General features: G+C 71.7%; 17 protein-coding genes. 7 read left to right on the top strand and 10 right to left on the bottom strand.

The genetic code is table 11. From position 1 onward, the window contains the following. The first annotated feature begins 133 nt into the window (after positions 1 to 133). Both gabT and H9L09_RS17095 read left to right on the top strand, forming a co-directional pair. A complete protein-coding gene (gabT, locus tag H9L09_RS17100) occupies positions 134 to 1,495 on the top strand; it encodes a 4-aminobutyrate--2-oxoglutarate transaminase (protein ID WP_187578035.1) in 1,362 nt (453 codons plus the stop codon). A gap of 66 nt (positions 1,496 to 1,561) precedes the next feature. Next, on the top strand, positions 1,562 to 1,858 hold the full coding sequence (locus H9L09_RS17095) for a hypothetical protein (RefSeq protein ID WP_187578034.1): 297 nt from the start codon (positions 1,562 to 1,564) through the stop codon (positions 1,856 to 1,858). Here H9L09_RS17095 and H9L09_RS17090 read toward each other — a convergent pair. The 4 genes from H9L09_RS17090 to H9L09_RS17075 all read right to left on the bottom strand — a co-directional run bounded on the left by H9L09_RS17090 (position 1,851) and on the right by H9L09_RS17075 (position 7,714). Further along, on the bottom strand, positions 1,851 to 3,083 hold the full coding sequence (locus H9L09_RS17090; RefSeq protein ID WP_187578033.1) for a saccharopine dehydrogenase family protein: 1,233 nt from the start codon (positions 3,081 to 3,083) through the stop codon (positions 1,851 to 1,853). The two genes, H9L09_RS17095 and H9L09_RS17090, sit on opposite strands and share 8 nt — an antisense overlap. Before the next feature lie 4 nt (positions 3,084 to 3,087). Beyond that, on the bottom strand, positions 3,088 to 4,518 hold the full coding sequence (locus H9L09_RS17085) for a gamma-aminobutyraldehyde dehydrogenase (RefSeq protein ID WP_187578032.1): 1,431 nt from the start codon (positions 4,516 to 4,518) through the stop codon (positions 3,088 to 3,090). Positions 4,519 to 4,694: 176 nt separating this feature from the next. Further along, on the bottom strand, positions 4,695 to 6,566 hold the full coding sequence (gene glmS, locus H9L09_RS17080; protein ID WP_187578031.1) for a glutamine--fructose-6-phosphate transaminase (isomerizing): 1,872 nt from the start codon (positions 6,564 to 6,566) through the stop codon (positions 4,695 to 4,697). After that, positions 6,566 to 7,714, bottom strand: a complete 1,149-nt coding sequence (locus H9L09_RS17075; protein WP_187578030.1) for a glycosyltransferase family 4 protein — start codon at positions 7,712 to 7,714, stop codon at positions 6,566 to 6,568. The genes glmS and H9L09_RS17075 overlap by 1 nt, the downstream gene beginning before the upstream one ends. Positions 7,715 to 7,947: 233 nt before the next feature. Here H9L09_RS17075 and H9L09_RS17070 point away from each other — a divergent pair, with 233 nt between their 5' ends. Next, a complete protein-coding gene (locus H9L09_RS17070) occupies positions 7,948 to 8,679 on the top strand; it encodes an NAD-dependent epimerase/dehydratase family protein (protein WP_246456543.1) in 732 nt (243 codons plus the stop codon). Then, positions 8,676 to 8,888 carry a hypothetical protein gene (locus H9L09_RS21720; protein ID WP_223164101.1) on the top strand — a complete coding sequence of 71 codons (213 nt, stop codon included), beginning with the start codon at positions 8,676 to 8,678 and terminating at the stop codon, positions 8,886 to 8,888. The genes H9L09_RS17070 and H9L09_RS21720 overlap by 4 nt, the downstream gene beginning before the upstream one ends. 33 nt (positions 8,889 to 8,921) lie before the next feature. On the opposite strand, the gene H9L09_RS17065 is transcribed toward H9L09_RS21720, so the two are convergent. After that, positions 8,922 to 9,257 carry a hypothetical protein gene (locus H9L09_RS17065; protein ID WP_187578029.1) on the bottom strand — a complete coding sequence of 112 codons (336 nt, stop codon included), beginning with the start codon at positions 9,255 to 9,257 and terminating at the stop codon, positions 8,922 to 8,924. A gap of 146 nt (positions 9,258 to 9,403) precedes the next feature. Next, on the bottom strand, positions 9,404 to 11,344 hold the full coding sequence (gene asnB / locus H9L09_RS17060) for an asparagine synthase (glutamine-hydrolyzing) (RefSeq protein ID WP_187578028.1): 1,941 nt from the start codon (positions 11,342 to 11,344) through the stop codon (positions 9,404 to 9,406). Between the two features lie 57 nt (positions 11,345 to 11,401). On the opposite strand from asnB, the gene H9L09_RS17055 reads away from it, so the two are divergent. Beyond that, positions 11,402 to 12,520: a glycosyltransferase gene (locus H9L09_RS17055; protein ID WP_187578027.1), complete on the top strand. Its 1,119-nt coding sequence runs from the start codon at positions 11,402 to 11,404 to the stop codon at positions 12,518 to 12,520. A gap of 8 nt (positions 12,521 to 12,528) precedes the next feature. Here H9L09_RS17055 and H9L09_RS22550 read toward each other — a convergent pair whose 3' ends face one another. The 4 genes from H9L09_RS22550 to H9L09_RS17035 are packed head-to-tail and all read right to left on the bottom strand — an operon-like array spanning position 12,529 to position 16,253. Further along, positions 12,529 to 13,089: an acyltransferase gene (locus H9L09_RS22550; protein ID WP_187578026.1), complete on the bottom strand. Its 561-nt coding sequence runs from the start codon at positions 13,087 to 13,089 to the stop codon at positions 12,529 to 12,531. Further along, positions 13,082 to 14,203 carry a DegT/DnrJ/EryC1/StrS family aminotransferase gene (locus tag H9L09_RS17045; protein WP_187578025.1) on the bottom strand — a complete coding sequence of 374 codons (1,122 nt, stop codon included), beginning with the start codon at positions 14,201 to 14,203 and terminating at the stop codon, positions 13,082 to 13,084. Before H9L09_RS17045 ends, H9L09_RS22550 begins: the two co-directional genes overlap by 8 nt. Further along, the gene (locus tag H9L09_RS17040) at positions 14,200 to 15,327 is read right to left on the bottom strand and encodes a DegT/DnrJ/EryC1/StrS family aminotransferase (protein WP_223164100.1); all 1,128 of its coding nucleotides are present in this window, start codon (positions 15,325 to 15,327) and stop codon (positions 14,200 to 14,202) included. Before H9L09_RS17040 ends, H9L09_RS17045 begins: the two co-directional genes overlap by 4 nt. After that, the gene (locus tag H9L09_RS17035) at positions 15,324 to 16,253 is read right to left on the bottom strand and encodes an NAD-dependent epimerase/dehydratase family protein (protein ID WP_246456082.1); all 930 of its coding nucleotides are present in this window, start codon (positions 16,251 to 16,253) and stop codon (positions 15,324 to 15,326) included. Before H9L09_RS17035 ends, H9L09_RS17040 begins: the two co-directional genes overlap by 4 nt. Positions 16,254 to 16,585: 332 nt before the next feature. Between H9L09_RS17035 and H9L09_RS17030 the strand changes: the two genes are divergently transcribed. Next, positions 16,586 to 22,474: a DUF4082 domain-containing protein gene (locus tag H9L09_RS17030; RefSeq protein ID WP_187578023.1), complete on the top strand. Its 5,889-nt coding sequence runs from the start codon at positions 16,586 to 16,588 to the stop codon at positions 22,472 to 22,474. After that, entirely contained in the window at positions 22,426 to 24,525 is a 2,100-nt protein-coding gene (locus tag H9L09_RS17025) for a phage tail protein (RefSeq protein WP_187578022.1), read from the top strand. Before H9L09_RS17030 ends, H9L09_RS17025 begins: the two co-directional genes overlap by 49 nt. Positions 24,526 to 24,535 lie beyond the last annotated feature (10 nt).

The following is a 24,535-nucleotide window of genomic DNA, read 5'->3' as shown; positions in this document are numbered from 1 at the left end:
ATCCTGCCTGATCCCTGCCTGTGCCACGGATTCCTCGCGTCCGAGCCGGAGCCACCTCCGGTTTCCGCGGTCCGACTCCTCCTCGCCCCGGCGATCCGTAGCCATCCCCGGGACAGCGTCGTAGGGTGAGCCCATGACGCATGAGGCCGCCACCGGCGGCGCCGGAGGGCCGGGACTGCCCCAGGAGCGCCGCCTCGTCACCGCCGTACCGGGGCCCCGTTCCCTGGAGAAGTTCGCCCGCCGCCAGCAGCTGGTGGCCGCCGGGGTCGGGACCACGCTGCCGGTGTTCGTCGAGCGCGCGGGAGGGGGCGTGCTCGTCGACGCCGACGGCAACTCGCTGATCGACCTGGCCTCCGGCATCGCGGTGACCGGCGTGGGCAACGCCGCTCCCGAGGTCGTCGAGCGGGTGGTGGCCCAGACCGCGGCCTTCACGCACACCTGCTTCATGGTCACCCCCTACGACGGCTACGTCGACGTCTGCGCGAAGCTCGCCGAGCTCACCCCCGGCACCCACGCGAAGAAGTCGGCGCTGTTCAACTCCGGCGCCGAGGCGGTCGAGAACGCCGTCAAGATCGCCCGCGCGGCCACCGGCCGGACCGCTGTCGCGGTGTTCGACCACGCCTACCACGGTCGCACCAACCTCACGATGGCGATGACCTCGAAGAACATGCCCTACAAGCAGGGCTTCGGGCCGTTCGCCAACGAGGTCTACCGGGCACCGATGTCCTACCCCTTCCGCGAGCCCGCGGAGATCGACGGCGTCGGCGCGGCGGACCGGGCCATCGACCTGCTCGAGAAGCAGGTCGGTGCCGCCAACCTGGCCTGCATCGTCATCGAGCCGATCCAGGGCGAGGGCGGCTTCGTGGTCCCCGCCGACGGCTTCCTGCCGCGGCTCAAGGAGTGGACCTCCGCCAACGGCATCGTCTTCGTCGCCGACGAGATCCAGACCGGCTTCTGCCGCACCGGCGACTGGTTCGCCGTCGACCACGAGGGCGTGGTCCCCGACCTCCTCACCCTCGCCAAGGGCATCGCCGGCGGCTTCCCGCTGGCCGCGGTCACCGGCACCGCGGAGATCATGGACGCCGTGCACGCGGGCGGCCTGGGCGGCACGTACGGCGGCAACCCGGTGGCCTGCGCCGCGGCGCTCGGCGCGATGGAGGCGATGGAGACCCACGACCTCTCCGCCGCCGCCCGCCGCCTCGGCGCGGTGATGACCCACAGACTCGACGGCCTGGCGAAGGCACACCCCTGCATCGGGGACGTCCGGGGCCGGGGGGCCATGGTGGCCGTCGAGATCGTCGGCGCGGACGGGCGACTCCCTGACCCCGTTCGTGCCGGCGCGCTCTCCGCCTACTGCCACAGCCAGGGCGTGGTCACGCTGACCTGCGGCACCTACGGCAACGTGCTGCGCTTCCTGCCGCCGCTGGTGATGCCCGACGCCTTGCTCGAGGAGGCCTTCGACGTGCTCGCCGAGGCGTTCGAGGCCACCGCCTGAGCGACTCGGGCGTTTCCCGGCGAAAAACACTGCGGCATCCCTACAGTTCCCTCGGGAGGTGCCCGCATGGGAGTGTCCGCAACGGGACAGCACGGACTGTCGATGCGCAGCGTCCGGTCGCTGTTCGTCGTCGTCGCGGTGTTCGTGGGCTTCGCGATCTACTTCTACGGTCCGCCGGTGACCCCCGCGCTGCGGACCGCCGCCAACGAGGCCTGCAACGAGTACGCCGGCGGCAACTTCCGCAGCTACGTGCTCAGCTGGGAGTCCGGACCGGGCAGCACCCCGCACTGGTCGTGCTGGGACAAGAGCCGCCCGCAGGTGCGGGCGGTCAGCCTCGGCTGGTGGGTCGACCCGTTCAGCTGACCGGCAGCTCCTGCGTCCCCCACGGCGAGCCGTAGGCGGTGAGCAGGTCCAGGAACGGCCGCGCGTCGAACGCCTCCGGACCCAGCACCCCGCTCCCCGTCCAGGTGCCGTTCGCGAGCAGCTCCAGCGCCACCACCGGGTTCACCGCGGTCTGCCAGACCACGCACTGGTGGCCGTACTCCCGCATCGACCACTCGTTGTCGACCACGTGGTAGAGGTACGTCGAGCGCGGCTCGCCGTCCTTGCCGGTGCCGCTCACCCAGAGACCGGCGCAGGTCTTGCCGCGCATCCGGTCGCCGAGGCCGGCCGGGTCCGGCAGGCACGCCGCGACGACGTCGCGCGGCGACACCTCGACCCCACCGACCCGGACCTTGTCGGTGCGGTCCAGGCCCAGCTTGTGCAGCGTCTTGAGCACGTCGATGAACTCGTCACCCAGGCCGTACTTGAAGGTCACCCGCTTCGCCTCGACCCAGCGCGGCATCAGGAGCACCTCCTCGTGCTCGACGTTGACGCACTCCACCGGGCCGATGCCCTCGGGGAAGTCGAAGACCTCCGGCTCGCTGAACGGCTCGGTGGTGAACCATCCGCCGTCCGTGTCCGCCCGGTCCGCCTCCCACACCACCGGCGGGTTCAGGCACTCCTCGATCGTCGTCCAGATGGAGAACGAGGGCGCGAACTCGTAGCCGTCGACGCTCAGGTTCGCCCCGTCCCGCACCCCCAGCTCGTCGATCTCCGCGAAGAGGTGGTCGGCGGCGTAGCGCGCGAACACGTCGGAGAGCCCCGGCTCCACGCCGATGCCGCACAGCGCGAGCCGCCCGGCCGCCTCCCACTCCCCCGCCACGGCGAACTGCTCGTCGCCGAGCTTGACCCCGACCCGGGAGTACGGCGCCTCCGGGTGCGGCCGGGACAGGCTCATCGCCATGTCGAGGTAGTCCGCCCCGGCCGCGAACGCACCCTCGAAGATCGGCATGACGAACCGTGGGTCGACCGCGTTCATGACGTGCGTGCAGCCGTGCTCGCGCACCAGCGCGGCGACCGAGTCGGCCGAGGACGCGTCGACCCGGGCGGCCCGGAACCGGACGTCCCCGCCCTGCGCGTCCACCGCCCGCTCGGCGCGGGCGAGGTCGTAGTCGGCCACGACGACGTGCTCGAAGAAGTCGCGGCGCGCCGCGATCGCGACGAACGCGGAGCCGACGCCGCCGGCCCCGACCAGCAGGATCCTCACGCGGTCACTCCCCGATGTAGGACATCACGTGCTTGATGCGCGTGTAGTCCTCGAGGCTGTAGAGGGAGAGGTCCTTGCCGTGACCGGAGTACTTGAAGCCGCCGTGCGGCATCTCGGAGACGAACGGGATGTGCGTGTTGATCCACACCACGCCGAAGTTGAGCCGCTTGGAGACCCGCAGGGCGCGGGCGTGGTCGCGGGTCCACACCGAGGAGGCGAGACCGTACTTCACGCCGTTGGCCCAGCGCAGCGCCTCCCCCTCGTCGTCGAACTTCTGCACCGTGATCACCGGGCCGAAGATCTCCTCCTGGCTGGCCTCGTCGTCCTGGAGCAGGCCGGAGACGACGGTGGGCTCGAAGAAGAACCCCCGCTCCCCCTGCCGGGAGCCGCCGATCTCGACCTGGGCGTGGTCGGGCAGCCGCTCGACCATGCCACTGACCCGGGAGAGCTGGTTGGCGTTGTTGAGCGCGCCGTAGAGGATGTCCGGGTCGTCGGGCGCCCCGGTCCTCGTGTTGCGGGCCTGCTCGGTGAGCGCCGCGACGAACTCGTCGTGCACCCCCGGCGCGGCCAGCACCCGGGTCGCGGCCGTGCAGTCCTGGCCGGCGTTGAAGTAGCCGGCCATCGCGATCGCCTCGGCGGCCTTCTCGACGTCGGCGTCGTCGAAGACGATCACCGGGGCCTTGCCACCGAGCTCGAGGTGGGTGCGCTTCAGCTGGGCGGCCGCCGACCCGGCGACCTCCATGCCGGCCCGGACCGAGCCGGTGATCGAGACCATCTCGGGGATCTCGTGCTCCACGATCGCCCGGCCGGTGTCCCGGTCCCCGCAGATCACGTTGAAGACGCCCGGCGGGAAGAACTCCTGCGCCATCTCGGCGAACAGCGTCGTGGAGGCCGGCGTGGTGTCGGAGGGCTTGAGCACCACGCAGTTGCCCGCCGCCAGCGCCGGGGCGATCTTCCAGATCATCATCATCAGCGGGTAGTTCCACGGCGTCACCTGCCCGACCACGCCGATCGGCTCCCGCCGGACCATCGAGGTGTGGTCCTTCATGTACTCCCCGGCCGAACGGCCCTCGAGCACCCGGGCGGCCCCGGCGAAGAAGCGCAGCTCGTCGACCGAGGGCGGCAGCTCCTCCTCGGCGGTCAGCGTGATCGGCTTGCCGGTGTTCTCGCACTCGGCGGCGACGAACTCGTCGGCCCGCTTCTCCAGCGCGTCGGCAAGCTTCAGCATCGCCTGCTGCCGCTCGGAGGGGGTCGACTCGCCCCAGGTCTCGAAGGCCTTGTCGGCGGCCCGCATGGCGCGGTCCACGTCCTCGGCCGACGAGTGCGGTGCCTGGGCGTAGACCTCGCCGGTGGCCGGGTTCACCACGTCGTAGGTCTCGCCGGAGGCGGCAGCCACCTTCTCGCCGGCGATGATGTTGTGGAACTGCTTGCTCATGGCGCTCCGTCCCCTGCTCGTACGTCGTCTCGGCCGGGCGTCCCGGCGAGCCCGAGCCTAACCAGACTGCAACTGATTCGGTAGTCCCTCGCGGGCTACGGAACGGAATCCTTGCCCAATCGCCGTTGCCACCGATGACTTCACGTGCCGCCACCTCGCCCGGCGGCCCACGCGGCTCACTCCACGGTGACGCTCTTGGCCAGGTTGCGCGGCTTGTCGATGTCGCGACCGAGCTGCACCGAGACCTCGTAGGCGAGCAGCTGCAGCGGGATGGTCAGCAGGATCGGGTCGAGCTCCGGCTCGTTGCGAGGCACCTCGATGACGCTGGTCGCCAGCTCTCCCACGTCGACGCCCTGGTGGGTGATCACCATCAACGGTCCCGAGCGCGCCCCGATCTCGTGCAGCGCGGTCAGATTGCGGTCGAGCAGCTCGTCGTCGGGCACGATCGCCACCGTCGGCAGCTCCGGGGAGATCAGCGCCAGCGGGCCGTGCTTGAGCTCGGAGGTCTGGTAGGCCTCCGCGTGCAGGTAGGAGACCTCCTTGAGCTTCTGCGCGCCCTCCCGGGCCACCGGGAAGCCCCGCACCCGGCCCACGAAGAAAAGGCTGGAGGCGGTGGCCAGCCAGCCGGCCGCGTCGGCGATCTTGGGCCGGCTCTCGAAGACCTCCTCGATCTGCGCGGGCAGCGCCGCGAGCCCGTCGAGGAGCCGCTGCCCGTTCGCCGGCGACAGGTCCCGGATCCGTCCCAGGTGGATGCCCAGCAGGGCGAAACCCACGCTCATGTTGGTCAGCGCCTTGGTGGAGGCGACCGCCACCTCCGGACCGGCGTGCAGGTAGATCCCTCCGCAGCACTCGCGGGCGATCGTCGAACCGACCACGTTCACCAGGCCGATCACCCGGCCGCCCTTGCGCTTGATCTCCTGGACCGCGGCCAGGGTGTCGTAGGTCTCGCCGGACTGGCTCACCGCGACGTAGAGCGTCTCGGGGTCGATCACCGGGTTGCGGTAGCGGAACTCCGAGGCCGGCTCGGCGTCCGCGGGGATCCGCGCCACCTCCTCGATGAGCTGCGCGCCGAGCTGGCCGGCGTAGTAGGCGGAGCCGCAACCGAGGATCTTCACCCTCCGGATCGCCCGCATCTCCCGGGCGTCGAGCTCGAGGCCGCCGAGGTGGGCGGTGTGGAAGCGTTCGTCGAGACGTCCGCGCAGGCAGCGCCGTACCGCCTCGGGCTGCTCGTGGATCTCCTTGACCATGAAGTGGTCGTGGTCGCCCTGGTCGAAGTCGACGTCCTCCCACTCGACGGTCACCGCCTGCTTGCCGGTGGAGGGCACGTCGCGGGTGAAGGTGCGGAAGCCGTCGGCGGTCAGCGTCGCGAGCTCGCCGTCGTCGACGTGCACGACCTGCCGGGTGTAGCGCACCAAGGCGGAGACGTCGCTGGCCACGTGCATCTCGCCGTCGCCGATGCCGATGATCAGCGGGCTGCCGTTGCGGGCGACGACGAGGCGGTCCGGGTGCCGGACGTCGATGACCGCCAGGCCGTAAGTGCCCTGCACGCGGGACAGCGCCTCCAGCACGGCCTCCTCCAGCGAGCCCGTGTGGCACTGCGCGACGAGATGGGCCAGCACCTCGGTGTCGGTCTCGGACCGGAGCTCCACGCCGGCCGCCTGCAGCTCGGCGCGCAGCGCGGCGGCGTTGTCCACGATGCCGTTGTGCACCACCGCGACGTGACCGTCGTGGCTGACGTGCGGGTGCGCGTTCGCGTCGGTGGGTGCGCCGTGCGTGGCCCACCGGGTGTGGCCGATGCCGACGCGGCAGGACCCGGCGGCGTCGGCGGTGTCCTGGTCCGCGGGCCCGGCGGGCACCGGCAGTGCTGCGGCGAGGTCACGCACCCGCCCGGCCACCTTGTGCACCAGCAGGCTGGCGGGCTCCGCACCGTCCTGCTCGAGCACCGCGACCCCGGCGGAGTCGTAGCCGCGGTACTCCAGGCGACCCAGCCCCTCCAGCAGGAGCGGTGTGACCGGCCTCCGGCCGACGTACCCGACAATGCCGCACATCAGTGGCTCCCTTCAGCCGCGAGGTCGCGGAACAGCTGCACCATCCCGGCCACGCTCCGCTCGAGCGTGAACCGGTCCAGGAAAAGCTTGTGGGCGCGCGCTGCCTGCTCCGCCGCGCGTGCGGGGTCGTCGAGGTAGTCGCCGACCGCCCGGGCCAGCGCGGCCGCGTCGCCGACCGGCACGAGCGCCACGCCCTCGCCGCCGTCGGTGACGTCGAGCATCGCGGCGATGTCGGTGGTCACGGCCGGGACGCTCATCGCCATCGCCTCGAGCAGGCTCCCGCCGCCCCCCTCGGAGACCGAGGGAAACGCGAAGACGTCCGCAGCCGCCAGCAGGGAGCCGATGTCGGTGCGGTGGCCGAGGAAGCGCAGCCGGTCCGCGACGCCGGACGAGCCGGCCAGCTGCAGCAGGACGTCAGTCGCCGCTCCCTCGCGTCCGGCCTGCAGCAGCACCAGCCGCGGACGCTCTCGGGCCAGCTCGATCATCGCCTCCAGCAGGGTCAGCAGGCCTTTGCGTGGATCCTGGCGCCCGACGTGCAGGACCACCTCGGCGTTCTCCGGCAGCCCGAGCTGCCCTCGCACGGCTGCTCGGCGTGCCGGCGTCGCCTCGCCGAGCCGGCTCAGGTTGCGACCGCGCTCGACCACGGTCACTGCAGCCGGGTCGATGCGCAGCTCCGTGACGGCGGAGGCCTTGACCGTCGCGGAGACGGCGTGGAAGCGGTCGGTGAGGTGGCGGGCGGTGAAGCCCTCCACGGCACGGGCCGCGGCCAGCTTGCGCCGGTCGATGCTCGGGTCGGCGAGGCGGATCGAGCCGTAGGTGTTCACCAGGCTGGTCAGCACCTTGGCCGGCGTGCCGGCTGCCGCCAGCCGGCCGAGCACGTCGGCCTCGTAGACCGAGGTGTGCACGATGTCCGGGCGACGGCGCCGGATCTCCCGGCGGATCGCTCGCACGGCCCGGATCCGGTCGGCCCCGACGACCAGCACGGGGTAACCCGCTTCGACGACCGCGTCGTGCACGCCGGCGGTCCTCCTGATCAGGCACACCACCGAGCTCTCCACGCCGGCCGCGCGCAGGCCCGGGAGCAGCTCGAAGAGCGACTGCTCGGCCCCGCCCGCTCCCAGGCTGTCGATCACATGCATCACCCGCATCGGGCTCTCCTCCGGTCGCCTCCGGGACGTGAAGATTGCGCGCCCCGGTGCGACGTTCGGCGGCTCGCCCCCCGTGCGGTCTTCGCGACGGCGTCAGACATCGTCAACCCCCCCGGCTGATCTCACAGCGAGGCTAGGTCTCCGGCGACGACTGACGGAACCAGTGGCTGCAAAGATGGCCCAGACGTGTCTCTCGCTGCTAGCCAGTTCCGTAGTGGGATCGGCGGGTGAACATGCGAGCTGTGGTTACCGGGGGCGCCGGGTTCATCGGCGCACATCTTGCGAGGACGCTGCGCGAGCGCGGCGCCAAAGTCGTCGTGATCGACGACCTGTCCAGCGGTCGGCTGGCGAACCTGTCCGGGTGCGACGTGGAGTTCCTCGAGGCGAGCATCCTCGACCGTCCGATGCTGGACACGGCGCTCGGAGGCGCGGACGTCGTCGTGCACCTCGCGGCGATCCCGTCGGTACCACGCTCGGTCGCGAACCCGCTGGCCAGCCACCACGCGAACGCGACCGGGACGCTGGAGGTTCTGGAGGCCTCGCGGCGCGCCGGCGTCCGCCAGGTCGTGCTCGCCTCGTCGTCCTCGGTCTACGGCGCCAGTGCGGTGATGCCCAAGCAGGAGGACATGCCGACCGCGCCACTGTCTCCCTACGCCGTCAGCAAGCTCGCCACCGAGGCCTACGCCATCGCCTACCACCACTGCTACGGCCTCGACGTGCTGCCGTTCCGGTTCTTCAACGTCTTCGGGCCGTTGCAGCCGGCCGGCCACGCCTACGCCGCGGTCATCCCCGCCTTCGTCGACGCGGCCCTGGCCGGTCGTCCGTTGCCGGTGCAGGGCGGCGGAGAGCAGACCCGGGACTTCACCTACGTGGGCAGCGTCGTCCGGGTGATCGCCGACGCCGTGGAGCGGGGCGTGACCAGCGACCGGCCCGTCAACCTCGCCTTCGGGGCCGTACGTCGTTGAACGAGCTCGTCGCGCTGCTCGAGCGGATCCTGGGCCGCGAGCTCGCGCGTGAGGACCTGCCGACGCGGGAGGGCGACGTGCCGCACTCGCAGGCCGACCCGACCCGGCTGCGAGCGCTCTTCCCCGACGTGGAGCCGGTATTGCTGGAGGACGGCGTCCGCGCGACCGTCGAGTGGTTCGAGCGTGAGCAGGTGGGCGTCTCCGGCTGAGCCCGGGGTCCACGTCCATCTGATGCGGGTCCGCTACAGGTGGAGTTGAACGAACCCGTCTGGCAGGGCGGAGCGCCTGGCGTTGTCGACGCTTCGGGTGCCGATCTCTTCGTCGAGCATCAACCACACCTCCTTCGCCCACTCGTCGGGAGACCGGCACTGCTCCCCGGTGCTCGCGCCAAGGTAGGGAGCCTCCGGGGAGAACATGACGACGTATGTGGTCGGGTCGTTGCAGATCTTGAGGCCGAGCCGGATCGTGCGTCCTTTGACGGCGACGTCGAGAGGCTGGTAGCAGTCCGTGGCCACCGACACACGAGCCAGGACGTCGCGAAGGGCGTCGGCAAGCTTCTCCGTTGGCCAAGGGTCCATGTCCAGGATCATCGACTGCTCGCGCGTCTGCTGTCGACCGGAGCACCGCGTCCGCTCGGCGGGCGCTCTCGCTGCAAGCGCCTGTGCGCGCTGGCGAGTTTGGGCGTATGTCAGGTGGCGCAGGCCCAGCGCCGGACCTGGCCCGGTCAGGCCGGCGCGACCACCCGCTCGCCCTCCAGCCAGCCCTCGAGCATCAGCAGGGTCCACAGCGGGTAGTCGTGGTTCCTGCGGCCGGACATGTGCTCGGCGGTCAACGTCGCGACCGCCGCGGGGTCGAGCAGACCTTGGCGGCGCAGCCGCTCCGGGGACAACAGGTCGCCGACCCAGTCCCGCAGCGGACCCCGCAGCCAGCCCGCCACCGGCGGGTCGAACCCCTGCTTGGGCCGGTCGAGCAGCTCGCGGGGCACGTGCCGGTGCAGCACCTGGCGGAGCAGCCACTTGCCCTGCCGGTCCCGGACCTTGGCGCGCGCCGGCAGGCTCCAGGCGAGCTCCACGAACCGGTGGTCCAGCAGCGGCACCCGGCACTCCAGCGAGACGGCCATGCTCGCCCGGTCCACCTTGACCAGCATGTCGTCCGGCAACGTCATCACGCCGTCCAGGAACAGCATGAGGTGCAGCGGGTCGAGTCCGGCCGGTCGGCCGGACGGGTCGGTCGCCGCCGTTGCGGGCTCGCGCACACCGGGGAGCAGGACCGCGGGGTCGAGGACCGTGGTGAGGGACCGGTAGGCCCCGAGGGTGTCGGCGGACCCCAGAACCCCGGAGAGCTTGTGCAGCTTGGTGCCGAGGTCGGGAGGTCGGCGCCGGGCCGGGAGCAGCGCACCCATCCGGTCCCACTGCTGCGGGGGGACGGACCGGATCGCGCCGGCCACGCCGCTGCGCACTCCGGCGGGCAGCCGTCCGACCCGGGACAGCGCCCGATCCGCTGCCAGGTAACGGTTGTAGCCCGCCATCACCTCGTCCCCGCCGTCGCCGGTCAGGCACACCGTCACGTGCTCGCGGGCCGCGGCGCACACCAGCGCCGTCGGCAGCGCCGAGGGATCGGCGAACGGCTCGTCGTAGAGGGCGGGCACCCGGACGGCCTGCGTCAGCGCCTCGGTCTCGCTCAGCCGCAGCTCGGTGTGCCGGGTGCCCAGGTGGGCGGCCACGGCGGCGGCGTGCTGCGACTCGTCGTACTGCCCGCCCACCGCGACCGAGAAGGTCCGGACCGGCTGGTCGGCGACCGACTGCATCAGCGCGACCACCAGCGAGGAGTCGACGCCGCCGGAGAGGAACGCACCCAGGGGCACATCAGAGACCATCCGCATGCGCACCGAGTCCTGCAGCAGCGACTCCGCGCGCTCGACCAGCGCCTCGTCGGTCTCGTCCAGCAGGTGCGCGCGCCCGGCGGTGGCCGCCTGAGCCAGCGTCCAGAACGGCCGCGGCTCCCCGCTGCCCGCCGAGGTCACGTCGAGCAGGTGCCCCGGCAGGAGCTTGTGGACACCCTCGTAGACGGTGTGCGGCGCCGGGATGTAGGAGTGCCGCAGCAGCAGCGCGAGGGCCCCGGCGTCCAGGCGGCCCTCGAAGCCGGGCGCCAGCACGAGCGAGCGGACCTCGGAGGCGAACACGAAGCGGCCGCCGACCCAGCCGTAGTACAGCGGCTTCTCCCCCAACCGGTCGCGTGCCAGGGTGAGCCGCCGCTCCCGCCGGTCCCACAGCGCCAGGGCGAACATGCCGTTGGCGTCGCCCAGCGCCTCCGCCAGCGACCGCCTGGCGATCGTCTCCAGCAGCACCTCGGTGTCGCTGTGCCCGCGGAGCCGGACGCCGTCGCCGCGCAGCCGCTGCGCCAGCTCGGGGTGGTTGTAGATCTCGCCGTTGAAGACCAGCACGTAGCGGCCGTCGGCCGAGACCATCGGCTGGCTGCCCTGCTCCGAGACGTCGATGATCGAGAGCCGCCGGTGGGCCAGCGCCACGCCGGCCGCGGCGTCGGACCAGACGCCGTGCCCGTCCGGGCCCCGGTGCCGCAGCGCCGTGCCGAGTGCGACCGCGATCTCCTCGAGGCGCTCCGCACCGGTCCCTCGCGGGTCCAGGACGCCTGCCAAGCCGCACACGGGCTACCTCCTCGGAAACCGGGCACGCACGAGCGCGCCCTCGGTCAGACTGTCGGCATGGATCGACCGGTGCGGGTCTTGTGGCTGATCAAGGGCCTGGGAGCGGGTGGCGCCGAGCGCCTGCTCGTCTCCGCTGCCCGCGTCGGGGACCACGAGCGGTTCCGCTACGAGGCCGCCTACGTGCTGCCGCACAAGACCGCGCTGGTCGCCGACCTGGAGGCCAACGGCGTGCCCAGCCACTGCCTCGTCGGCGAGGGCCGGCCCCGCTGGTGGCCGTGGGCGCTGCGGCGGCACCTGCTCCGGGAGCGCTACGACGTGGTGCACCTGCACTCCCCGCTGGTGGCCGGCGTGACCCGGCTCGTCGTACGCACCCTGCCCCGCGACGCCCGGCCGGCCCTCGTCTCGACCGAGCACAACGCCTGGGACAGCTACAGCCGGCCCACCCGGTTCCTGAACGCCTCGCTGCACCGCTCCGACCGGCGCCGGTGGGCGGTCTCGACCCGGGTCCGCGAGTCCATGTGGCCCCGGCAGCGCGACGGCGTGGACGTGCTGGTGCACGGCATCGTGCTCGACGACGTCAGCACCGGCGCGGACCGGGAGGCCCTGCGCCGCGAGCTCGGGGCCGGCCCGGACGACGTGGTCGCGGTGACGGTGGCCAACTTCCGGCACGAGAAGGGTTACCCCGACCTGCTGCACGCCGCGGCCGTCGCGTTCGCCGAGGAGCCGCGGCTGCGGCTGGTGATCGTCGGCCAGGGCCCGCTCGAGGACGAGGTCCGCCGGCTGCACGCCGAGCTGGAGCTCGGGGAACGCTGCCGGATCGAGGGCTACCGCGACGACGTGATGCGCCTGCTCGGCGCCGCCGACGTCTTCGTGATGGCCTCGCACTACGAAGGCTTCCCGATCGCGCTGATGGAGGCGATGGCCAGCGGGCTGCCGGTCGTCGCCACCCGGGTCGGCGGCATCCCGGACGCCGTGACCGACGGCCAGGAGGGCCTGCTGTTGGAGCCCCGGGACCCTCACGCGCTGGCCGCGGCGCTGGTCGACCTGACCCGCGATCCCGGCCGCCGGCAGGCGATGGCAGCACGCGCCCGTGCCCGCGGCCAGGGGTTCGACGTCCGGACCGCCGTCGCGGCGACCGAGACGGCGTACGCCGAGCTGGCCGCCGCGCGACGGTAGCGGCCCGCTCACGGCACGGTCGTCAGGGACGCCTCGGCCGGGTGTCCCGCCGGGCACGTGGTGCCGTCGACGAGGCGCTCACCGCAGCGGCACACCCAGCCGCGCTGGCGGGCCGGGTTCCCGGCCACGAACGCGAAGTCGGGCACGTCGCGGGTCACCACGCTGCCGGCCGCCACGAACGCGTGCCGGCCGATCGTCACCCCGCACACCACCGTGACGTTCGCCCCCAGGGTCGCGCCCCGGCGCACCAGCGTGGGCGTCAACGCGTCACCGGAGCGCTTGAGGTGCGCGCGGGGTCGCAGGTCGTTGGTGAAGACCACCGCCGGTCCGAGGAACACGTCGTCCTCGACCCGCACGCCGTCCCAGACCAGGACGCCGTTCTTCACCGTCACCCGGTCGCCGACCCGTGCTCCGGACTCGATGAACGCGTGGTCGCAGACGTTGCAGTCCTCCCCCACCACCGCCCCCTCCATGACGTGCGCGAAGGCCCACACCCGGGTACGGGCACCGACCTCGGTGCTCTCGCAGAGCGCCCGCGGATGCACGTACGGCGCCGCCGGGTCAGACATTGCGCACCGCCTTGGCGAGCTTCTCGACCACGTGCTCCTGGTCCTCCGCGGTCAGGTGCGGGTGCAGCGGCAGCGAGAGGATCTGCGTGGCCGCGCGCTCCGTGACGGGGAAGTCCCCCGGCCCGTGCCCGAGCCACCGGAACGCCCCCTGCAGGTGGACCGGCAACGGGTAGTGGATCCCGGCACCGATCCCCTCCTCGTTCAGCCGCTGCAGGACCTCGTCGCGGTGCTCCACCCGGACGACGTACAGGTGCCAGACGTGCACGTTGCCGGCCAGCGTCGCGGGCACCCGCACCCCGTCGACGTCGGCGAGCAGCTCGTCGTAGCGTCGCGCCGCCTCCCGCCGCGCCTGGTTCCACCGCTCCAGCCGGCGCAGCTTGGCGGTCAGCACCACGGCCTGGAGGGTGTCGAGCCGGGAGTTGAAGCCCAGCTCGGGGTGCTCGTACTTCACGGTGCTGCCGTGGCTGCCCAGGGCGCGCACCCGGTCCGCGAGGTCCGGGTCGTCGGTCACGACCGCGCCGGCATCCCCGTAGGCGCCCAGGTTCTTCCCCGGGTAGAAGCTGGTCCCCGCGATCGTGCCGAGCGAGCCGGCGGCGCGGCCGTGCCGGGTCGCCCCCTGGGACTGGGCGGCGTCCTCCACCACGACGGCCCCGGCCTCCTCGGCCGTGCCCAGCAGCTGCTCGACGGGAGCCGACTGGCCGTACAGGTGCACCGGCACCAGCGCCCGGGTGCGCGGCGTCACGCGCTGCGCCGCCCGCTCGGGGTCCAGCAGCAGGCAGTCGTCGTCGACGTCGGCCAGCACCGGAACGGCTCCCGCCCGGACGACGGCCTCGGCCGTCGCCACGAAGGTGTTCGCGGGCAGCACGACCTCGGCGCCGGCGCCGACGCCGGCCGCCCGAAGCGCCATCTCCAGCGCGTCGGTGCCGTTGGCGACCCCGATGCAGTGGCGCACCCCGACGTAGTCCGCGAAGGCCCGCTCGAAGCCGGCGACCTCAGGGCCGCCGACGAAGCCGGTGCGCCGGCAGACCTCGTCCCAGCCGGCCCGCACCTCCTCAGCGACCTCCGTGTGCTGGGCGGCGAGGTCGACCAGCGGCACCCGGCGCTCGGCGCTCATCGGGCCGCCTCCTCGATCACCGCGACGACGCGTTCCTGCTCCTGGTCGGTGAGCTCGTGGAACAGCGGCAGGATCAGCGAGGACCGGGTGAACCACTCGGTGACGGGGAGCGGCCCGTGCTCGAGGTCGGCACAGGCCGGCTCGAGGTGCGCCGCCATGATCCCGCGACGGGCGGAGACGCCCTGCTCGGCCAGACGGCGCAGGAGCTCGTTCCGATCCACCGGGAAGTGGTCGGCGAGGGTAACCCAGAACGACTGGAAGTTGCTGGTGCCGTAGGCCGGGTCAGCGACCGCACTCAACCCTGGAACGTCGGCCAGCAGCGTGCGGTAGCGCTCGGCCCGCTCCCGCCGGCGCTGGATGACGCCGGCGAGCCGGTCCAGCTGCACCAGCCCGACCGCCGCCTGGATGTCGGTCATCCGGTAGTTGAAGCCGAGCTCGAGGTACTGCTCCAGGATCGGTTGGGCGCTCCGGTGCCGGTCGGCGGCGCTCACGCTCATCCCGTGCTCGCGCAGCCGGCGCAGCCGCACCGCCCAGTCCGGGTCCTCGGTGGTCAGCATCCCGCCCTCACCGGTGGTGAGGATCTTGCGCGGGTGGAACGACCAGGCGGCCAGCAGGGAGCCGTGGCCGACCGGGTGACCGCGGTACGTCGAGCCGATCGCGCACGCGGCGTCCTCCAGGACCGGGATTCCCGACGGCTCGCAGACCGCGCGTACGGCGTCGAGGTCGGCGGGCATGCCGCCCTGGTGCACCAGCAGCACGGCGCGCGTCGCCGGACCGAGCGCCGCCTTGACCGACTCCGGCGTCAGGTTGGCCGTCGCCGGGTCCACGTCGGCGAAGACCGGGCGGGCCCCGACATAGCGCACCGCGTTGGTGGTGGCGATGAACGACAGCGACGGGACCACCACCTCGTCGCCAGGTCCGACGCCCAGCATCGCCAGGGCCAGGTGCAGGGCGGCGGTGCACGAGGAGACGGCCACCCCGTGCGTGGCGCCGACCTCGGCGGCGAACGCCCGCTCGAAGTCGGCCACTCGTGGACCCTGCGCGATCCAACCGGACCGCACCGCCTCGGCCGCGGCGAGGGCCTCCTCCTCGCCCAGGTAGGGCTTCATCACCGGGATCGTCATCGCGTCACCGCGCCCTGGACCACCGGGGAGACGGACCGCTCGGACGCCCACCAGTCCACCAGCCGTCGCAGCCCTTCCTCGAGGTCCACCTCGGCGACGAAGCCGAGCTGCTCGCGGGCCTTCTCGGTGCTCGCCAGGCGGCGCGCCACCCCGTTCACGGCGCGCGGAGGGCCGTGCTGCGGCTCGAGCTCGGAGCCCATCACCGACAGCAGCGCCGAGGCGAGCCCGGCCAGGGTCGTCTCCTGCCCGCTGGCGACGTTGAAGACCTCGTCGGTGACGTCGTTCTCCGCGGCCAGCAGGTTGGCCCGCGCGATGTCCTCGGTGAAGACGAAGTCCATCGACTGCGAGCCGTCGCCGAGGATGAGGGGCGGCTCGCCGGCCGCGATCCGCTCCATCCAGCGCACCAGCACCTCGGTGTAGACACCGTGCACGTCCATGCGTGGCCCGTAGACGTTGAAGTAGCGCAGCGCGACGTAGTCCAGGCCGTACATCGCGTGGAAGCTGCGCAGCAGTCCCTCGTTGAAGGTCTTGGCCGCGCCGTACAACGTGTCGTTCGCGTACGGGTGGTGCAGCTCGTCGGTCGGGAACCGGGTCGCCTGTCCGTAGACCGAGGCCGACGAGGCGGCCACCACCTTGCGCACCCCCGCCCGGCGCGCCGCGTCGAGCACCGTGAACGTGCCGTCCACCAGCACGCCCATGGCGAGCTCCGGCTCCTCGGCACACTGCGTGATCCGGATCGCCGCCTGGTGGAACACCGCGTCGGTGCCGTGCATGCAGCGCTCGACCACGGCGCGGTCCCTGATGTCGCCCTCGACGATCTCGACCCGGCCGCTGTCGAGAGCGTCCGCGAGATTGGCCCGGCGACCCCGGACGAAGTTGTCGAGGACCAGAACCCGACCCACGTCACGGGTCAGGAGCTGGTCCACGATCGCGGAGCCGATCGTGCCCGCGCCCCCCGTGACCAGCACTCTTGCACCGGCCAGATCGACCGCTGCGGGCCGCTCTTCGTCCGTTCTCTCCGAAGTGTTCCAAGACATGCGTTTACAACCCCCATGTTGTCGATTCCCCTGTGCAGTCTGGGGTTTCGACGCCTCACAAAGCGATGCCTACGGCCGAAGACCCCCCGAAAAACCCGACTTCCCGTGGGCATAACGGGTCATGGACCGGGTCTTCGGACCCGGCTTAGCGTCGGTCAGGGGTTTCGGGGCGTCGAGCAGGCTGCGCGCTCGATGGAAGTTTTCGACCGTGGGGGTCACCGATGGCACGCATCACGAAGCACGTCCGGTTCCGGGCAGGCGGCTGGCACGTTGCAGCGCTGGTGCTCGCCATGCTCGCCGCGCTGCTCACCGTGCCCCTGGCCACCTCGAGCCCGGCCGCCGCCGCACCCTGCGACGCTCCGGTCACCAGCCCGGTGGCGTGCGAGAACACCAAGCCGGGCAACCCGGAGTCGGAGTGGGGCATCACAGGTTCCGGCAGCTCGACGATCCAGGGGTTCGCCACCGACATCAGCATCGACCAAGGCGGCACCGTTCAGTTCAAGGTCGACACCTCGGCGAGCTCGTTCCGCCTCGACATCTATCGGATGGGCTACTACGGGGGTGACGGCGCCCGGAAGGTCGCCACCGTGACCCCGACGTCGGTGCGCAACCAGCCCGCCTGCCTGACCAGCTCGACCACCGGCCTCATCGACTGCGGCAACTGGACGGTGAGCGCTTCGTGGTCCGTCCCCGCCGACGCGGTCTCCGGGATCTACTTCGCCCGGCTGGTGCGCACCGACGGCACCGCCGGGGCGAGCCACGTCTACTTCGTGGTCCGGGACGACGACGGCGCCTCCCAGATGCTCTTCCAGACCTCGGACACCACCTGGCAGGCCTACAACGCCTACGGCGGCAACAGCCTGTACCAGGGCCAGCCGGCCGGCCGTGCCTACAAGGTCAGCTACAACCGGCCGTTCACCACGCGTGACAACGCTCCCGAGGACATGGTCTTCAACTCCGAGTACCCGATGGTCCGGTTCATGGAGCGCAATGGGTACGACGTGAGCTACTCGACCGGCGTCGACACCGACCGCAGGGGCGCCGAGCTGCTCGAGCACAAGGTCTTCCTCTCCGTCGGGCACGACGAGTACTGGTCGGGCAACCAACGGTCGAACGTGGAGAAGGCGCGGGCCGCCGGCGTCAACCTCGCGTTCTTCAGCGGCAACGAGGTGTTCTGGAAGACCCGCTGGGAGAACAGCATCGACGCGTCCGGGACGCCGTACCGGACCCTGGTCAGCTACAAGGAGACCCTCGACAACGCGGTGACCGACCCCGCGAGCCCGACGTGGACCGGCACCTGGCGCGACCCCCGGTTCAGCCCTCCCGAGGACGGGGGCCGCCCGGAGAACGCGCTGACCGGCAACATCTTCATGGTCAACTGCTGCCAGACCGACATGAGCGTGCGGGCGGCAGACGGCCAGATGCGGTTCTGGCGCAACACCCGGGTCGCGAACCTGACCGGGACGCAGACCACCACGATCGGCTCGAACGTCATCGGCTACGAGTGGGACGAGGACCTCGACAACGGCTCCCGTCCCCCCGGTGCCTTCCGACTCTCGGAGACCGACGCGAGTGGTCAGGTGCTGCAGGACTACGGGTCGACGTACTCCAACGGGAGCGCCACGCACTCGATGACGATGTATCGCGCGGCCAGCGGTGCGTTGGTCTTCGGCGCCGGCACCATCCAGTGGTCGTGGGCGCTCGACGAGAACCACGACCGGGGTTCGGCGGCCGCGGATCCCGCTGCGCAGCAGGCGACGGTCAACCTCTTCGCGGACATGTCTGTGCAGCCCACCACCTTGCAGACCGGTCTCGTCGCGACCACCAAGAGCTCTGACGTGAGCACGCCCACGTCGACGATCACCTCGCCGGCCGCCAACGGCACGCTCGCCGCCAACACCGCGGTGACAGTGACCGGCACGGCGACGGACGCCGGCGGCGGCCGGGTCGGTGGCGTCGAGGTGTCCACCGACGGCGGCACCACCTGGCACCGCGCCGAGGGCCGGGAGTCCTGGAGCTACACCTTCACCACGCCGGGGTCGGGCAACCTGACGGTGCGCAGCCGGGCCACGGACGACAGCGGCAACATCGAGACGCCGGCGGCCGGTGTCACGGTCAGCGTCGGGGGCGCGGTGACGTGCCCGTGCACGATCTGGCCCTCGACGGCCACCCCGGCCGCCACCGACACCGACACCGGCCAGGTCGAGCTGGGGGTGAAGTTCCGCGCCGCCCAGGACGGGGTGATCACCGGGATCCGGTTCTACAAGGCCACCGCCAACACCGGCACCCACGTCGGCAGCCTCTGGAGTCGCACCGGGACCCGGCTGGCCCAGGTCACCTTCAGCAACGAGAGCGCCTCCGGCTGGCAGCAGGCCACCTTCTCCACGCCTGTCGCCGTCACCGCGAACACCACCTACGTGGCTTCCTACAACGCACCCAACGGCCGCTACTCCACGACCGCGCAGTACTTCGCCACCAGCGCCACCACCCGCGGACCGCTCACCGCACTCCAGAACGGCACCGACGGCGGCAACGGCGTCTACAACTACGGACCTGCGGGGAGCTTCCCGTCCAGCACCTACGGCTCGACCAACTACTGGGTCGACGTCGTCTACGACACCGGCGGACCCGACACCAGCAAGCCGACCGTGGTCGATCGGACCCCCGCGTCGGGCGCCACCGACGTTCCGGTCGCCAGCCCGGTCACCGCCACCTTCAGCGAGCAGGTCACCGGCTCCTCGGTCACCATGACGCTCAAGAACGCAGCCGGCACCGCGGTCACCGGCACCACCACCTACTCGACGGCGAACACCACCGCCACCTTCACCCCCGGCGCCAACCTGACCGCCGGCACCACCTACACCGCCACCGTCAGCGGCGCCAGCGACGCCGCCGGCAACGTCATGGACCCGGTCACCTGGACCTTCACCACCACCGCCGCCACCGCCGGCACCTGCCCGTGCACGATCTGGCCCTCGACGGCCACCCCGGCCGCCACCGACACCGACACCGGCCAGGTCGAGCTGGGGGTGAAGTTCCGCGCCGCCCAGGACGGGGTGATCACCGGGATCCGGTTCTACAAGGCCACCGCCAACACCGGCACCCACGTCGGCAGCCTCTGGAGTCGCACCGGGACCCGGCTGGCCCAGGTCACCTTCAGCAACGAGAGCGCCTCCGGCTGGCAGCAGGCCACCTTCTCCACGCCTGTCGCCGTCACCGCGAACACCACCTACGTGGCTTCCTACAACGCACCCAACGGCCGCTACTCCACGACCGCGCAGTACTTCGCCACCAGCGCCACCACCCGCGGACCGCTCACCGCACTCCAGAACGGCACCGACGGCGGCAACGGCGTCTACAACTACGGACCTGCGGGGAGCTTCCCGTCCAGCACCTACGGCTCGACCAACTACTGGGTCGACGTCGTCTACGACACCGGCGGACCCGACACCAGCAAGCCGACCGTGGTCGATCGGACCCCCGCGTCGGGCGCCACCGACGTTCCGGTCGCCAGCCCGGTCACCGCCACCTTCAGCGAGCAGGTCACCGGCTCCTCGGTCACCATGACGCTCAAGAACGCAGCCGGCACCGCGGTCACCGGCACCACCACCTACTCGACGGCGAACACCACCGCCACCTTCACCCCCGGCGCCAACCTGACCGCCGGCACCACCTACACCGCCACCGTCAGCGGCGCCAGCGACGCCGCCGGCAACGTCATGGACCCGGTCACCTGGACCTTCACCACCACCGCCGCCACCGCCGGCACCTGCCCGTGCACGATCTGGCCCTCGACGGCCACCCCCGCCGTCACCCAGACCGAGAAGCGCGCCGTGGAGCTGGGAGTGAAGTTCCGCGCCGCCCAGGACGGGGTGATCACCGGGATCCGGTTCTACAAGGCCACCGCCAACACCGGCACCCACGTCGGCAGTCTCTGGAACACCGCTGGAACCCGGCTCGGGCAGGTCACCTTCAGCAACGAGAGCGCCTCCGGCTGGCAGCAGGCCACCTTCTCCACGCCTGTCGCCGTCACCGCGAACACCACCTACATCGCCTCCTACAACGCACCCAACGGCGGCTACTCCACGACCGGGCAGTACTTCGCCACCAGCGCCACCACCCGCGGACCGCTCACCGCACTCCAGAACGGCACCGACGGCGGCAACGGCGTGTACCGCTACGGACCCGCAGGGACCTTCCCGACGAGCACCTACAACTCCACGAACTACTGGGTCGACGTCGTCTACGACACCGGCGGACCCGACACCAGCAAGCCGACCGTGGTCGCCCGGACCCCGGCGCCGGGTGCCACCGGCGTGCCGAGCGGGACCAGCCCGACGGCCCAGCTCAGCGAGCCGGTCGTGGAGAGCTCGATCACCATGACGCTCACCGCGTCCGGGAGCACCACCCCGGTGTCGGCCACCACGACGTACAGCTCCACGACCAGCACCGTGACCCTGACCCCGTTGGCGCCGCTGGCCACGAACACCAGCTACGACGTCGCGTTGAGCGGTGCCAGGGACGCGGCCGGCAACGTGATGGACCCGGTCAGCTGGAGCTTCACGACGGCGGCCACCGCCGACGGGTGTCCCTGCACGATCTGGCCCTCGACGGCCACCCCCGCCGGCACCGACAGCGACACGAACTCGGTGGAGCTGGGGGTGAAGTTCCGCTCCGCGGTGGACGGCTACGCCACCGGAGTGCGCTTCTACAAGGGCGGCACGACCAACGCCGGCCCGCACACCGGCAGCGTCTGGAACACCGCCGGGACCCGGCTCGGCCAGGTCAGCTTCAGCAACGAGAGCGCCTCCGGCTGGCAGCAGGCCACCTTCGCCTCGCCGATCCGGATCGTCGCCAACACGACGTACGTCGTCTCCTACCACGCGCCGGTCGGGAGGTACTCCACGACCGCGCAGTACTTCGCCACCAGCGCCACCACCCGCGGACCGCTCACCGCCCTGCAGAACGGCACCGACGGCGGCAACGGGGTCTACGGCTACGGGCCGGACGGGACCTACCCCGGGAGCACCTACAACTCCGAGAACTACTGGGTCGACGTCGTCTTCTCGACCACCGCGACCGACACGACGAAGCCCTCGGTGATCGCCCGGAGCCCCGCTGCCGGCGCCACCGGCGTCTCGAGCTCGACGACCGTGACCGCGCAGTTCGACGAGCCGGTCACCGGGTCGTCGGTGGCGATGACCCTGAAGACCGGTGCCGGCACCACGGTGAGCGGGACGACCACGTACTCGTCCTCGACGAACACCGCCACCTTCACGCCCGCGGCGGCGCTCGCCGCGAGCACCGACTACACCGCCGCCGTGAGCTCGGCGACCGATGCCGCCGGCAACGTGATGGACCCGGTCAGCTGGACCTTCACCACCGCCGCGCCCCCTCCGCCGCCCGTTGACCAGGGGCCCGGCGGCCGGATCGGACTGGTGACCAGCTCGGCCGCTCCGTCCACCAAGTACCTCGCGGAGATCCTGCGCGCGGAGGGGCTCAACGAGTTCACCTCCATCGACGCCACCGGTCTGAACTCCACCAACCTCGCCAACTTCGACGTCGTGGTGCTCGGCACGGGCGCGCTCACCTCCACGCAGCTCAGCGCGCTGAGCACCTGGGTGAGCGGCGGGGGGAACCTGGTCGCCATGCGACCGGACGCCCAGCTGGACAGCCTGCTCGGCGTCACCACGCAGAGCGGTACGACGTCGAACGGCTACCTGGCCGTCGACGCCGCGACCGGTCCAGGCGCCGGCATCGCCACGGACACCTTGCAGTTCCACGGCTCGGCGAAGAACTACACGCTGGCCGGCGCGCAGCAGGTCGCCCGGCTCTACTCGAGCGCCACTGCGGCAACGGCCTTCCCGGCGGTCACCCTCAACGACGTCGGCACCAGCGGCGGTCAGGCCGCGGCCTTCGCCTTCGACCTGGCGAGCTCGGTGATCCAGACCCGGCAGGGGAACCCGGCATGGGCCGGCCAGGAACGCGACGGCTCCGCGCCGATCCGCTCCGACGACCAGTTCTTCGGGGCTCGGCGACCGACTGGGTCAACCTCGGCAAGGTGGCGGTGCCGCAGGCCGACGAGCAGCAGCGGCTGCTGGCCAACCTGATCACGGTGATGGCGCGCGACAAGCTGCCGGTGCCGCGGTTCTGGTACTTCCCGGGACAGTACAAAGCTGTCGTGGTCGCCACCGGTGACGACCACGCCGGCGGCGGCACGGCCGGGCGTTTCGACACCTACAAGGCCAACAGCCCGGCGGGCTGCTCGGTGGCGGACTGGCAGTGCCTGCGCTCGACGTCCTACGTCTACCCGAGCTCACCGTTGACCAACGCCCAGGCCGTGAGCTACACCGCGGACGGCTTCGAGGTGGCGCTCCACCCGCAGAACGGTTGCCGCGACTTCGCCTCCACGGCCGACCTGAGCAGCACCTACGACAGCGACCTGGCGGCGTGGCAGTCGCGCTACACGGGCATCGCAAAGCCGACGACGAACCGGTTCCACTGCATGGTGTGGAGCGACTGGGCCTCCCAGCCCAAGGTCGAGCTGGACCACGGGATGCGGTACGACGCCAACTACTACTACTGGCCAGGAACCTGGATCCAGGACCGCCCCGGCTTCATGAACGGCTCAGGCCTGCCGATGCGGTTCACCGACACGGACGGGTCCCTCATCGACGTCTTCCAGGGGAACACCTCGATGACCGACGAGTCCGGCCAGAGCTACCCCTACACGGCGGACACGCTGTTCGCCAACGCAACGGGGCCACTGGGCTACTACGGCGCGTTCACCGTCAACATGCACACCGACAACGCGTCGACCTTCGAGAGCAGCTCGCTGCTGACCAGCGCGAAGAACGCCGGCGTACCGATGGTGACCGCCAAGCAGATGCTGACCTGGCTGGACGGACGGAACGCATCCTCGTTCCAGAACGTGGCGTGGAGCGGTTCCACCCTCACCTTCGGCACCGCGGTCGGCGCCGGTGCGAACCGGCTCACGGTCATGCTGCCCACCGCAGGTCCCGGCGGATCCGTGCTCGGCTCGATCTCGCGTGCGGGCACGCCGGTGACCTTCACGCGCAGCACGATCAAGGGCCAGGAGTACGCCCTGTTCCCGGCTGGTTCGGGAACGTTCACCGCGTCCTACACCAGCGGTGCCCAGGCGCCGGCCCTGACCACCGCCCGGACCAGTGACGTGACCGCGGACTCCGCCTCGCTGGCCTGGCAGAGCAGCCAGCCGTCCACCGGCACGCTGCTGCTGGGCACCAGCCCGACCGACCTGAGCGCCACCCAGACCCAGGGCGGCCTCACCAGCTCGCACAGCCTGACCGTGGACGACCTGTCCGCGGACCGCACCTACTACTACCGGGTGCGCTCCGTCGACGGCGGCGGCCAGACCCAGACCTGGCCAGCGACCGGCCAGCCGCCGGCCCGGTTCACCACCAGCGCCGCGGACGCGACCGCTCCCGCGGTCTCGGACGTCGCGGTGGCACCGCTGCCCGACGGAACCGCACGCGTGAGCTGGACGACGGACGAGCCCGCGACGTCGCTGGTCCGCTTCGGGAGCAGCGCGCAGCGCCTCGACCAGCTGCGCCGTGACGACCAGCTCACGCGACAGCACGTGGTCGTGCTCACCGAGCTGGCTCCCGACGCTCGGCTCTGGGTACGGGTGGAGTCCCAGGACCAGGCCGGCAACCTCGGACGGCAGCGGTCCGAAGTGCCCGTCGCGACCGCGCCGCCCGGTGTCGCCGACCAGGCGGCCGCCGACTTCCGCAGCGGCTCCCTCACCGGGACCACCGTGGTCACCGATCAGGCCCACGGCACCGTCACCCTGCAGGGCGGCGGGACGGGCACGCTGACCTCCCACGTGCTCGACTCGCGGCAGAAGGTGACCTGGGACCGGGCCACCTGGATCGCCGACCTGCCGGCCGGCGCGTCGCTCACGGTGCAGGTGCGCACCGGGAGCAGGCCCGATCCGGACGGCACGTGGAGCGGCTGGAAGACGCTGACCGGCTCCGGAAGCCGGATCGGGACCGAGGGGCGCTACCTGCAGTACCGGCTGACGATGACCGCGACGGCGGGGGCGCCCGCCGTCCAGGCGATCGGCTTCAGCCACGACGGGGTGCTCGGCAGCCCGGCGAGCGAGGTACCAGATGCGCACTGAGAGAGCACGG

Origin of the sequence: Nocardioides mesophilus, from assembly GCF_014395785.1 — a bacterium.
GTDB lineage: Bacteria > Actinomycetota > Actinomycetes > Propionibacteriales > Nocardioidaceae > Nocardioides_B > Nocardioides_B mesophilus.
The sequence above is the reverse complement of the archived record's forward strand: the minus strand, read 5'-3'. Positions and strand labels throughout refer to the sequence as shown.

Coding starts and splice junctions, on each gene's coding strand:
- H9L09_RS17085 (WP_187578032.1), bottom strand. CDS start 4,518: ATGAGCAAGCAGTTCCACAACATCATCGCCGGCGAGAAGGTGGCTGCC.
- H9L09_RS17055 (WP_187578027.1), top strand. CDS start 11,402: ATGGATCGACCGGTGCGGGTCTTGTGGCTGATCAAGGGCCTGGGAGCG.
- H9L09_RS22550 (WP_187578026.1), bottom strand. CDS start 13,089: ATGTCTGACCCGGCGGCGCCGTACGTGCATCCGCGGGCGCTCTGCGAG.
- gabT (WP_187578035.1), top strand. CDS start 134: ATGACGCATGAGGCCGCCACCGGCGGCGCCGGAGGGCCGGGACTGCCC.
- H9L09_RS17075 (WP_187578030.1), bottom strand. CDS start 7,714: ATGCGGGTGATGCATGTGATCGACAGCCTGGGAGCGGGCGGGGCCGAG.
- H9L09_RS17095 (WP_187578034.1), top strand. CDS start 1,562: ATGGGAGTGTCCGCAACGGGACAGCACGGACTGTCGATGCGCAGCGTC.
- H9L09_RS17070 (WP_246456543.1), top strand. CDS start 7,948: ATGCGAGCTGTGGTTACCGGGGGCGCCGGGTTCATCGGCGCACATCTT.
- H9L09_RS17030 (WP_187578023.1), top strand. CDS start 16,586: ATGGCACGCATCACGAAGCACGTCCGGTTCCGGGCAGGCGGCTGGCAC.
- H9L09_RS17045 (WP_187578025.1), bottom strand. CDS start 14,203: ATGAGCGCCGAGCGCCGGGTGCCGCTGGTCGACCTCGCCGCCCAGCAC.
- H9L09_RS17040 (WP_223164100.1), bottom strand. CDS start 15,327: ATGACGATCCCGGTGATGAAGCCCTACCTGGGCGAGGAGGAGGCCCTC.
- glmS (WP_187578031.1), bottom strand. CDS start 6,566: ATGTGCGGCATTGTCGGGTACGTCGGCCGGAGGCCGGTCACACCGCTC.
- H9L09_RS17065 (WP_187578029.1), bottom strand. CDS start 9,257: ATGGACCCTTGGCCAACGGAGAAGCTTGCCGACGCCCTTCGCGACGTC.